The 10804-nt window shown below is 72.9% G+C and carries 12 protein-coding genes; 10 read left to right on the top strand and 2 right to left on the bottom strand.

Going from position 1 to position 10804, the window contains the following annotated elements; translation table 11 throughout:
- The 3 genes from ACE3Q3_RS16875 to ACE3Q3_RS16885 all read left to right on the top strand — a co-directional run.
- The coding region (locus ACE3Q3_RS16875; RefSeq protein ID WP_374448050.1) for an AMP-binding protein at window positions 1-1005 on the top strand (1005 nt) is incomplete at its 5' end.
- Between the two features lie 4 nt (window positions 1006-1009).
- Entirely contained in the window at window positions 1010-2620 is a 1611-nt protein-coding gene (locus ACE3Q3_RS16880) for an AMP-binding protein (RefSeq protein WP_374448051.1), read from the top strand.
- 63 nt (window positions 2621-2683) lie between these two features.
- A complete protein-coding gene (locus ACE3Q3_RS16885) occupies window positions 2684-2887 on the top strand; it encodes a DUF2892 domain-containing protein (RefSeq protein ID WP_374448054.1) in 204 nt (67 codons plus the stop codon).
- A gap of 63 nt (window positions 2888-2950) precedes the next feature.
- Here the strand turns inward: ACE3Q3_RS16885 and ACE3Q3_RS16890 are convergent, their stop codons facing one another.
- Window positions 2951-4126 (bottom strand): benzoate/H(+) symporter BenE family transporter, encoded by a 1176-nt coding sequence (locus ACE3Q3_RS16890; RefSeq protein ID WP_374448056.1) that lies wholly within the window; start codon window positions 4124-4126, stop codon window positions 2951-2953.
- A 58-nt stretch (window positions 4127-4184) separates the two neighbouring features.
- The gene (locus ACE3Q3_RS16895) at window positions 4185-4946 is read right to left on the bottom strand and encodes an EAL domain-containing protein (protein ID WP_374448057.1); all 762 of its coding nucleotides are present in this window, start codon (window positions 4944-4946) and stop codon (window positions 4185-4187) included.
- Window positions 4947-5121: 175 nt separating this feature from the next.
- Between ACE3Q3_RS16895 and ACE3Q3_RS16900 the strand changes: the two genes are divergently transcribed.
- The 7 genes from ACE3Q3_RS16900 to ACE3Q3_RS16930 form a co-directional block, all read left to right on the top strand.
- Window positions 5122-6258 (top strand): acyl-CoA dehydrogenase family protein, encoded by a 1137-nt coding sequence (locus tag ACE3Q3_RS16900; protein WP_374448059.1) that lies wholly within the window; start codon window positions 5122-5124, stop codon window positions 6256-6258.
- Between the two features lie 3 nt (window positions 6259-6261).
- Window positions 6262-7275 (top strand): NADPH:quinone oxidoreductase family protein, encoded by a 1014-nt coding sequence (locus ACE3Q3_RS16905; RefSeq protein ID WP_374448061.1) that lies wholly within the window; start codon window positions 6262-6264, stop codon window positions 7273-7275.
- 5 nt (window positions 7276-7280) lie between these two features.
- Window positions 7281-8039, top strand: a complete 759-nt coding sequence (locus ACE3Q3_RS16910; RefSeq protein ID WP_374448063.1) for an enoyl-CoA hydratase/isomerase family protein — start codon at window positions 7281-7283, stop codon at window positions 8037-8039.
- Between the two features lie 4 nt (window positions 8040-8043).
- Window positions 8044-8793 (top strand): SDR family NAD(P)-dependent oxidoreductase, encoded by a 750-nt coding sequence (locus ACE3Q3_RS16915; RefSeq protein WP_374448065.1) that lies wholly within the window; start codon window positions 8044-8046, stop codon window positions 8791-8793.
- Window positions 8794-8819: 26 nt separating this feature from the next.
- Window positions 8820-9668 (top strand): enoyl-CoA hydratase family protein, encoded by an 849-nt coding sequence (locus ACE3Q3_RS16920; RefSeq protein ID WP_374448068.1) that lies wholly within the window; start codon window positions 8820-8822, stop codon window positions 9666-9668.
- 8 nt (window positions 9669-9676) lie between these two features.
- The gene (locus tag ACE3Q3_RS16925; protein ID WP_374448069.1) at window positions 9677-10132 is read left to right on the top strand and encodes a PaaI family thioesterase; all 456 of its coding nucleotides are present in this window, start codon (window positions 9677-9679) and stop codon (window positions 10130-10132) included.
- 6 nt (window positions 10133-10138) lie between these two features.
- A partial coding sequence (locus ACE3Q3_RS16930; protein WP_374448070.1) for an acyl-CoA dehydrogenase family protein occupies window positions 10139-10804 on the top strand: 666 nt, incomplete at its 3' end.

The following is a 10804-nucleotide window of genomic DNA, read 5'->3' on the forward strand; positions in this document are numbered from 1 at the left end:
GTGATGCACAGCGCGAACACGCTGGTCAGCAACCTCGTGCCCTACGTCCGGCGGCTCGGCCTGGGGCGGGACGACGTCGTGCTGATGGCCTCGCCGCTCGCGCACCAGACCGGCTTCATGTACGGGCTGATGATGCCGGTGATGCTGGGTTGCCCCGTCATCCTGCAGGACATCTGGAATGCCGGCCGCGCCGCCGACAACATCAAGGCCGAGGGCGTGACCTTCACCATGGCCTCCACCCCCTTCCTCGCCGACCTGACGGCGGTGGCGGAGGAGCGCAAGCCCGACCTCGCCAGCCTGCGCATCTTCCTCTCCGCCGGGGCGCCGATCCCCTCGGCCGTGGCGAGGCGCGCAACCGAGAACCTCGGCGCCACCATCGTCTCGGCCTGGGGCATGACCGAGAACGGGGCGGCGACGACGACGCTCCTCGACGACCCGCCGGAGCGCGCCTGCGAGACCGACGGCTGCGCCATGGAGGGGATCGAGCTGCGCATCGTCGACGATGCCGGCAACCCGCTGCCGCCCGGCGCCGAAGGCCGGCTGCACCTGCGGGGCTGCTCCAACTTCCTCGGCTACCTGAAGCGGCCCGAGCTCTACGGCGTCGACGCCGAGGGGTGGTTCGACACCGGCGACCTCGCACGGATGGACGCGGCCGGCTACATCCGCATCACCGGGCGCACCAAGGACGTCATCATCCGCGGCGGCGAGAACGTGCCGGTGGTCGAGGTCGAGGGCCTGATCTACCAGCATCCGGCCGTTGCCGAGGTCGCGGTCGTCGGCATGCCGGACCCGCGGCTCGGCGAGCGCGCCTGCGCCTTCGTCGTGCCGCGGCCGGGCGCCAGCCTGACGCTGGCGGACCTGACCGCGTTCCTGGAGGGCCACAAGCTTACGCGCAACTACTGGCCGGAACGGCTGGAGGTGGTCGACGCGCTGCCGCGCACGCCGAGCGGCAAGATCCAGAAGTTCCGGCTGCGCGACACCGCGAAGGACCTCGCGGCCGGATAGGCGGATGGCGACCGACATCTCGGGCTGGGTGCTGGGCCGCGTCCTCGCCGAACAGGCCGAGCGGCAGGGCGACCGGGACTATCTGCGTCCGGTCGGCGGCCCGCCCGTCAGCTTCGGCGCCATGGACCGGGCCGCCACCCGCATCGCCAACGGCCTGATCGCGGCCGGTGTCGCCAAGGGCGACCCGGTGCTGGCGATGCTGCCGAACGGGCCGGACTTCGTCGCGCTCTGGTGCGGGGTGGCGCGTGCCGGCGCGGTCTTCGTGCCGATCAACACCGCCTTCAAGGGCGCCTTCCTCGAGCACATCGCCAACGTCACCCGGGCGCGGGCGATGGTCGTCGCGGCCGACCATCTGGCCGCCGTCGCCGCATCGGCCGGCAACCTGCCGCACCTGCGGCGGCTCTGGGTCGCGGGGCCGATGCCCGATCGCGACCCGCCGGCCGGGATCGCCGTCGCGCCCTTCGCGGAACTGGCCGAGGCCGCGGAGCGACCGGTCGCGGTCGCGGTCGCGGTCGGCGACGTCGGCGCCATCCTCTTCACCTCGGGCACCAGCGGCCCGTCGAAGGGGCCGCTGCTGCCGCACGGCCATCTCCGCCTCAACGGGCATGTCTATGGCGAGGTCCTGCGGATCGGGCCGGACGACGTGCTCTACACCTGCCTGCCGCTCTTCCACGCCAACGCGCTCCTGCTCGGCGCGTATGGCGCGCTGATGTGGGGCATCCCGCTGGTGCTGGCGCCGCGCTTCAGCGCCAGCGGCTGGCTCGGCGACATCCGCCGGCACGGCGTCACGGTGACCAACCTGCTCGGCACCATGATGAGCTTCCTGATGAAGCAGCCGCCGACCCCGGAGGACCGCGACCACCGGCTCCGGGCGGTGACGGCGGTGCCGCTGGTGCCGGCGCTGGCGGCGCCGTTCCAGGCGCGCTTCGGGGCGAAGCCGGTCGAGCTCTACGGCACCACCGAGATCAACTGCCCCTTCTACATGCCGCTCGACGCGCCGCTCCGGCCGGGCTCGTGCGGCCGGCCGGTCGACGAGTGGTTCGAGGTGCGGATCGCCGATCCCGCGACCGACGAGCCGGTGCCCGTCGGGCAGGTGGGCGAACTGCTGGTGCGGCCGCGCCGGGCCGGCACCTTCCTCCAGGGCTATTGCGGGATGCCCGACGCGACGGTCGCGGCCTTCCGCAACCTCTGGTTCCACACCGGCGACGCCTTCCGGGCCGACGCAGAGGGCTGGTACGGCTTCGTCGACCGCCTGCGCGACTGCATCCGCCGGCGTGGCGAGAACGTCTCCTCCTGGGAGATCGAGCAGGCCCTGATCCAGCAGGACGACGTGCTGGAGGCGGCCGTCGTCGGCGTGCCGTCCGACATCGGCGACGGCGAGGAGGAGATCCTGGCCTGCCTGGTGCCGCGTCCCGGCCGGACGATCGACGCCGCCGCCGTCTGGGCCTTCTGCGAGGCGCGCCTGCCGCGCTTCGCCGTCCCGCGCTACCTGCGGGTGCTGGAGGCGCTGCCGCGCACCGCGACCGAGAAGGTGCGCAAGGAGGTGCTGCGCGGCGAAGGCGCGGGCGGGGCGGTCGAGCGGCCGGCGGTTTCCCGCCTTCCGATGCGGGTGTAGGATCGGCGGTCTCGCAGGCGATGCGGGCTGTCGGTTCCTCGCGGAGCAGGGAGGACGGGGGTCATGTCGGTCGAGCGCGCGATTCTCCTGATCGTCGGTGTCGTGGTTCTGGCGAGCGTCCTGCTCGCCGTCTATCACAGCCTGGATTGGCTCTGGCTGACGGGCGTCATGGGCGCCCATCTGATCCAGGCCTCGGTGACCGGCATGTGCCCGGTGGTGATGACGCTGAAGCGGCTCGGCCTGCCGACCCGCGCCGGCTTCGGCTGAGACCCGGGTCGGCCGAGCGCCGGTGCATTGGCAGGGAACGCCCTGTCTTCGTAGGAGCGCCGTTCACGCCGGGCCGGGCGGTCGGCCGGCGCGCGCCAGCGCGAGCATGAGCCCGCCGGCGACGAGGCCCCAGAAGGCGCCGCCGATGCCGAGGATCGAGAGGCCGGAGGCGGCGACGAGGAAGGTGACGACGGCGGCCTCGCGGCCGGTCGGATGGGCGACGGCGCCGAGGAGCGCGCCGCCGAGCGGGCCGAGCAGGGCGAGGCCGGCCACCGCCTCGATCAGGATCGGCGGCGCCGCGCCGATGAAGGCGGCGGCCGCTCCCGCACCGAGGCCGAGCAGGAAATAGACGATGCCCGCCACCACCGCCGACCAGTAGCGGCGCGCGGGATCGGGGTGGGCGTCCTCGCCGGCGCAGATCGCCGCCGTGATGGCGGCGAGGTTGATCGCGTGGCCGCAGAAGGGTGTCGCCATCAGGCTGAGGATGCCGGTCAGCCGGAACAGCCGGCCCGGGTCCGGCCGGTAGCCGTAGAGGTTGAGCACGGCGATGCCGGGGATGTTCTGCGAGGCCATGGTGACGACGAAGAGCGGCAGGCCGATGCCGACCGCGGCCGACCAGGAGAATTGCGGCACCACCAGGGCCGGCTGCGGCCACAGCGAGCCGAGCGCCGCGCGGTCGATCTCGACGGTGGCCGCGATGACCAGGACGGCGGCGACGACCGCCGCCGGCACCGCCAGCAACCGGCGGAAGCGGCCGACGATCGCCCAGGTGAGGATGATCGCGAGCGCGGGCAGCGGCAGTTCGCCCACCGCCCGGACCGGGGCGAGGCACATGTCGAGGAGCACGCCCGCCAGCATGGCGCTGGCGAGCGGGGCCGGGATGGCCGCCACCCAGCGCCCGAGCGGCCGCCACATTCCGGCCAGCACGACCAACACGCCGGCGACGACGAAGGCGCCGACCGCGGTCGGGAAGCCCCCCTCCAGCGGGCCCGACGCGATCAGCAGCACGGCGCCCGGCGTCGACCAGGCGATCGAGATCGGCATCCGCGTCCGCAACGCCACCCAGACCGCGGCCAGGCCCATCAGCACGCAGACGGCCATCAGGCCGGAGGCGGCTTCGGCGCGGCTCGCGCCGGCGACCATGAAGCCCTGGATCAGGATGGCGAAGGAACTGGCGAAGCCGACGAAGGCGGCCAGGGTGCCGGCGCCGGCGGCCTGGAACGAGAAGGAAGGGGGCATTCCGGCCGAGACTAGCCCCCCGACCGGCGCCTTGCCATCCGCGTCGGGCGACGCCGGATCAGGCTGCCGCCGGCCACGCGATCTCGTGCCGGCCGACCACGCCCTCGAAGCGCGGCTTCGCGAAGTGGTAGCCCTGCATCAGCCGGATGCCGACCGCGCGCAGCGTCCGCACCTCCTCGATCCGCTCGACGCCCTCGGCGACCAGCCTGGTGCCGGTCTCCTCCGCCATCCCGACCACGCCGCGCAGCACCGAGACCATGCGCGGGTTGCCGTCGCAGTTCGCCACCAGCCGGCGGTCGATCTTGAGGATGTCGGGCTTGAGTTCGGCGATCTGCCACAGGTTCGAGTAGCCGGTGCCGAAGTCGTCGAGGGCGACCTTGAAGCCCTGGCGCTTGTATTCCTCGATGATCCGCAGCGTGTGGGCGGCGTCGGCCACATGCTCGTTCTCGACGAACTCGAAGGTGAGGCGGTGCAGCGGGAAGCCGGTCCGGGCGGCGGCATCGAGCGTCCTGCGGATGCAGGCGCGCGGCTCGTAGACGGCGTTCGGCAGGAAGTTGATGCCGAGGTCGCCGTCGAGGCCGAGGCGCGCCGCCAGTTCGATCGCCTTCACCCGGCACGCCTGGTCGAAGGTGTAGATATTCTCGGCCGTCAGCTGTCCCAGCACGGCCCCGGCGCCTTCGCCGGCGGGGCCGCGGACGAGCGCCTCGTGGCCGACGATCCGCGCCTCGTCGACGTCGACGATCGGCTGGAACGCCATGGTGAACGGAAAGAGCGGCTGCGGGTCCCGGCAGGCGGCGCATGGCGTTGCGGAATCGGTCACGGGCGTTCCCTCGGGCGGTCTTTTCTCCTTGTCCAGGAACGATATGGCGGCCGGTACGCGCTGACCAGCACCCCCCGTCCGCGGGACCGAGGGATATTGACAAGCGGTCGGGCCGGCGACCATCATCCGAACTGAACGAACGATCATTCATGATCGCATTCCCGGGAGGGACCCAGTGATTCTGGCCGAGGAGCATCTGCTCGTCCGCGACACGGCGCGGGCCTTCGCGCAGTCGGCGCTCGCCCCCAACGCGGCGGCCTGGGAGGAGGCCCGGGCGGTGCCGCGCGAGGTCCTGCGCGAGATGGGGCGGCTCGGCTTCCTCGGCATGACGGTGCCGGAGGAATGGGGCGGCTCGGGCGCGGACTGCATCTCCTACGCGCTGGCGCTGATGGAGATCGCGGCCGGCAACGGCGCCGTCTCGACGATCATGAGCGGGCACAATTCGGTCGGCTGCATGCCGCTGCTCGACCATGGCACCGAGGCGCAGAAGGAACGCTGGCTGCGACCGATGTCGCAGGGCGAACTGCTCGCCGCCTTCTGCCTGACCGAGCCGCAGGGCGGCTCCGATGCCGGGTCGATCCGCACCCGCGCCGAGCGCACCAACCACGGCTGGCGCCTCCGCGGCACCAAGCAGTACATCACCTCGGGCGCCACGGCCGACCTCGCGATCGTCTTCGCCGTCACCGACCCGGAGAAGGGCAAGCGGGGCCTCTCGGCCTTCCTCGTCCCGACCGACAATCCCGGCTACCGGGTCGGCCGGGTCGAGCGCAAGATGGGCCAGTCGGCCTCCGACACCTGCGAGATCCTGCTGGAGGACGCCGAGGTCGACGCCGACGCCCTGCTCGGTGCCGAGGGTGCCGGCTACCGCATCGCACTCGCCAATCTCGAAGGCGGCCGCATCGGCATCGCCGCCCAGTCGGTCGGCATGGCGCGCGCCGCCCTCGACCTCGCCGTCGCCTACGCCAAGGAACGGGTGACCTTCGGCAAGCCGATCGCGGCCCACCAGGCCGTCGGCTTCCGGCTGGCCGACATGGCGACCCGCGTCGCCGCGGCCGAGCAGCTCGTGCTGCACGCGGCCGCCCTCAAGGCCGCGGGCCAGCCGTGCCTGGTCGAGGCCTCGATGGCCAAGCTCTTCGCCTCGGAGGCGGCCGAGCATGTCTGCCGCGATGCCATCCAGACCTTCGGCGGCGCCGGCTACATGGCCGACATGGGGGTCGAGCGCATCTATCGCGACGTCCGCGTGGCGATGATCTACGAGGGCACCAACGACATCCAGCGGCTGGTCATCAACCGCGCGCTCACCGGGCACTGAGCGATGAAGGCGATGCTCGTCGAGCGGTTCGGCCGGCCGGAGGATCTCGTCCTCCGCGACCTCCCGGACCCGGAACCGGGGCCGGGCGAGGTGCTGGTCGAGACCCATGCCATCGGCCTCAACTATCCCGACCTGCTGGTGATCGGCGGCACCTACCAGATCCTGCCGCCGCTGCCGTTCGCGCCGGGGAAGGAGCTGGCCGGAGTGGTGCGCGCGGTCGGCGCCGGCGTCGCCGGCTTCCGGCCCGGCCAGCGCGTCGCGGCGCAGCTCGAATCCGGCGCCTTCGCCGAGCTGGTCCGGGTACCGGCCGCCCTCTGCTATCCGGTGCCGGACGGGCTCGCGACCGCCAAGGCGGCCGCCATGGGTCTCGTCTACCAGACCTCCTGGTACGCGCTGACCGACCGCGCCCGCCTGAAGCCCGGCGAATGGGTGCTGGTGACCGGCGCGGCCGGCGGCGTCGGCATCGCCGCCGTCGAGCTGGCGAAGGCCATGGGCGCGAAGGTCGTCGCCGGCCTCGGCACGATGGCGAAGGCGGATTTCGTGCGGCGACACGGCGCCGACGCGGTCGTCGACCTCGCCACGCCGGACCTCAAGGACGGGCTGCGCAAGGCGATCCACGCCGCGACCGACGGCCACGGCGTCGACGTCGTCATCGACCCGGTCGGCGGCGCCGTCTTCGAGGCCAGCCTGCGAGCGCTCGCCTGGGACGGTCGGCTCGTCGTCGTCGGCTTCACCTCGGGCGCCATCCCGTCGGTCAAGGCCAACTACCTGCTCATCAAGCACATCACCGTCACCGGCATCCACTGGAGCGACTATCCCGAGCGCGACCCGGCGGGCGTCGCCCGCGCCCAGGCCGAGATGTTCGCCATGGCCGCCGACGGCCGCCTCGACCCGCCGGTGATGGCGAGCGTCCCGCTCGAACGGGCGGCGGAGGGCCTCGCCCTCATCGCCGGCCGCAAGGTCGAGGGCAAGGTGGTCCTGGTGACCGAGGCCGGCCGGCGGGCCGGGGTGGAGTAGGGGCCATGCAGCATCTCGCCGTCGCCGACCGGATCGCGACGCTGACCCTCGACCGGCCGCCCGCCAACGCCATCAACGGTGCCTGGGTCGCGGCCTTCCACGCCCGCCTCGACGAACTGGCGGCGCGCGACGACTGGAACCTCCTGCACGTCCGCAGCGCGCTGCGACTGTTCTCCGCCGGCGCCGACCTCAAGGACATGCGCGAGCAGTACGGCACGCCCACGGGCCGCGCCGCCTTCCAGGTCGGCGTGCGGGCGATGCAGGTGCTGTTCCAGCGCCTCGAGGATCTGCCGCGGCCGACCTTGGCCGAAATCGGCGGCCATGCCATGGGCGGCGGCTTCGAGCTGGCGCTCGCCTGCACCTTCCGCATCGCCGCCCACGAGATCCAGCTCGGCCTGCCGGAGGTGCGGCTCGGCCTGTTGCCCGGCGCCGGCGGCACGCAGCGGCTGACCCGGCTCGTCGGCCGGGCTTTGTCCGAGCGCCTGATCCTCGGTGCCGAAACCGTGGACGGCGCGACGGCCGAGCGGCTCGGCCTCGTGCAGTGGTCGGCGCCCGCCGCCGAACTGGCGGAGCGCGCCCAGGCGATCGCCCGCCGCCTCGCCGACCTGCCGCCCCATGCCGTGGCCGAGGCCCGGGCCTGCATCGCCGCCGCGCTCGACCCCGCCGTCGACGGGTATGCCCGCGAGGTCCAGGGCGGTGCGGCGCTTCTCGAAACCACCGAAACGCGGGCGCTCGTCGCCCGCTTCCTCGACCGGAAGGGCTGATCTGATGGAAATGGCTGGCAAGACCGTCGTCGTCACCGGGGCCTCGTCGGGCATCGGGCGGGCGACCGCGCTGCTGCTGGGGCGCGAGGGGGCGCGGGTGTTCGGCGGCGACGTCGACCAGGCGGGCGGCCGGCGCACCGCGGAGATGGCGGCCGAGCAGGGCGTCAAGTTCGAGTACGTCCCCCTCGACCTGACCGATGCGGCCTCGATCGACGGCTTCGCCGCCGAGGTCCATCGCTGCATCGGCGGCGCGCTCGACGGCCTCGTCAATGCCGCCGGCTGGGACCGCATCCAGCCCTTCATCGACAACCCGCCGGACATGTGGGACCGGGTGGTCCAGATCAACCTGATGGGCCCGGTGCGGCTGACCCGCGCCGTGCTCGACCCGATGATGGCGGCGCAGAAGGGCAAGATCGTCAACGTCGCCAGCGACGCCGGCCGCGTCGGCAGCATGGGCGAGACCGTCTATGCCGCGGCCAAGGGCGGCCTCATCGCCTTCACCAAGTCGCTGGCGCGCGAGATGGCGCGGCACAAGCTGAACGTGAACTGCGTCTGCCCGGGCCCGACCGACACCCCGCTCTTCCAGGCCCAGCCCGAGAAGATGCGCGACGCGCTGACTCGCGCCATCCCCTTCCGCCGCATCGCCCAGCCCGAGGAGATCGGCGAGGCGGTGACCTTCTTCCTCGGCCGTCGCTCCGACTACATCACCGGCCAGGTGCTGAGCGTCAGCGGCGGCCTGACGATGGTCGACTGACCGACCGCACGACAGGAATCCGTCCCATGGCGCTCGCCTTCGACCGCACCCGCATCGACTTCGCCAGCTACAAGCCGCAGCACTTCCTGTGGCAGCTCGACGGCAAGGTCGCGACGATCACCCTCAACCGGCCGGAGCGGAAGAACCCTCTGACCTTCGAATCCTATGCCGAGCTGCGCGACACCTTCCGGGCGCTGGTCTATGCCGACCAGGTCAAGACCGTGGTCGTCACCGGCGCCGGCGGAAATTTCTGCTCGGGCGGCGACGTCCACGAGATCATCGGCCCGCTGGTGCGGATGCAGGAAGCGGGCGACATGCAGGGCCTTCTCGACTTCACCCGGATGACGGGCGACCTCGTGAAGGCGATGCGGGCCTGCCCGCAGCCGATCGTGGCCGCGGTCGACGGCGTCTGCGCCGGGGCGGGGGCGATCGTCGCCATGGCCTCCGACCTCCGCTTCGGCACGCCGGAGAGCAAGGTCGCCTTCCTCTTCGTGCGCGTCGGGCTGGCCGGCGCCGACATGGGCGCCTGCAACATCCTGCCGCGCATCGTCGGCTCGGGCCGCGCCGCCGAACTGCTCTACACCGGCCGCTCGATGGACGGCGCCGAGGCCGAGCGCTGGGGCTTCTACAACCGCCTCGTCGCCGGCGACCGGGTGCTGGCCGAGGCGCAGGCGATGGCGGCCTCGCTCGCCGCCGGGCCGACCTTCGCCCATGCCATGACCAAGCGCTGCCTGCACCAGGAATGGAGCATGACGATCGACGACGCCATCGAGGCCGAGGCCCAGGCGCAGGCGATCTGCATGCAGACCAAGGACTACGGCCGCGCCTACCGCGCCTTCGTCGCCAAGCAGCGCCCGGTCTTCGAGGGCGACTGACGCCGGCGATGGACGGGACGCGCGGCATTGACGGGTGGCGGCCGCTGGCGGCCCGGTCCGGCTTCCTCGCCGGCATCGGGCCGCTGCTCTGGCGGCGCGACGCCGACGGGCTGGCGATGGGGTTCCGCGTCGCCGAGCGCCACTGCAACCCCGTCGGCGCCTGCCATGGCGGGATGCTGATGACCCTGGCGGACGTGGTCATGGGCTTCGGCCTCGGCGACCGGCTCGACGACGGGCGCTTCGTCCCGACCGTGGGCATGGCGGCGGATTTCCTGGCGCCAGCCCCCCTGGGAGCGCTCGTCTGGGGGCGGGCCGAGGTGCTGCGCCGGGGCGGCCGCACCGGCTTCGCCCAGTGCCTGCTGCGGGCCGGCGATGCTATGGTCCTGCGCGCGAGCGGAGTCTTCCAGCTCGACCGGCGGACCGACCCCGGCTACTCGGCCGCCACCCTCTTCGCCGGAGCCTGAGCCGCGATGGCCGATGCGACCTTCCTCGACTGGCCGTTCTTCGAGGACCGGCACCGCGACCTCGCCCGCCGCCTCGACGGCTGGGCGGCGGCGGAGATCGGGCTCGGGATCCATCCCCATACGGATGTCGACGCCGAATGCCGGCGCCTCGTCGCCCTGCTGGGCGATGCCGGCTGGTTCGCCCATGCGGTGCCCGAGGCGGGTGCGGCGGGGCTCGACGTCCGCACCCTCTGCCTCGTGCGCGAGACCCTGGCGCGCCATGCCGGCCTCGCCGATTTCGTCTTTGCGATGCAGGGCCTCGGCACCGGGCCGATCACCCTCGTCGGCTCGCCCATGCTGCGCGACCGCTACCTGGCGCCGGTGCGGGCCGGCCGGCGCATTGCGGCCTTCGCGCTCTCCGAGCCCGACGCCGGGTCGGATGTCGCGGCGATGGCGACGACGGCGACCCGGGTCGAGGGCGGCTGGCGGCTCGACGGGCGCAAGACCTGGATCTCCAACGGTGGCATCGCCGACCACTACGTCGTCTTCGCCCGCTCGGGCGAGGCGCCGGGCACGCGGGGCATCTCGGCCTTCGTCGTCGATGCCGACGCCGCCGGCCTCGCCATCGCCGAGCGCATCCAGGTGACGGCGCCGCACCCGCTGGCGACGCTGGCCTTCGACGGCTGCTTCGTG

It is taken from the genome of Allostella sp. (assembly GCF_041913585.1).
GTDB lineage: Bacteria > Pseudomonadota > Alphaproteobacteria > ATCC43930 > Allostellaceae > Allostella.

Coding starts and splice junctions, on each gene's coding strand:
- ACE3Q3_RS16880 (WP_374448051.1), top strand. CDS start 1,010: ATGGCGACCGACATCTCGGGCTGGGTGCTGGGCCGCGTCCTCGCCGAA.
- ACE3Q3_RS16885 (WP_374448054.1), top strand. CDS start 2,684: ATGTCGGTCGAGCGCGCGATTCTCCTGATCGTCGGTGTCGTGGTTCTG.
- ACE3Q3_RS16890 (WP_374448056.1), bottom strand. CDS start 4,126: ATGCCCCCTTCCTTCTCGTTCCAGGCCGCCGGCGCCGGCACCCTGGCC.
- ACE3Q3_RS16905 (WP_374448061.1), top strand. CDS start 6,262: ATGAAGGCGATGCTCGTCGAGCGGTTCGGCCGGCCGGAGGATCTCGTC.
- ACE3Q3_RS16910 (WP_374448063.1), top strand. CDS start 7,281: ATGCAGCATCTCGCCGTCGCCGACCGGATCGCGACGCTGACCCTCGAC.
- ACE3Q3_RS16915 (WP_374448065.1), top strand. CDS start 8,044: ATGGAAATGGCTGGCAAGACCGTCGTCGTCACCGGGGCCTCGTCGGGC.
- ACE3Q3_RS16920 (WP_374448068.1), top strand. CDS start 8,820: ATGGCGCTCGCCTTCGACCGCACCCGCATCGACTTCGCCAGCTACAAG.
- ACE3Q3_RS16925 (WP_374448069.1), top strand. CDS start 9,677: ATGGACGGGACGCGCGGCATTGACGGGTGGCGGCCGCTGGCGGCCCGG.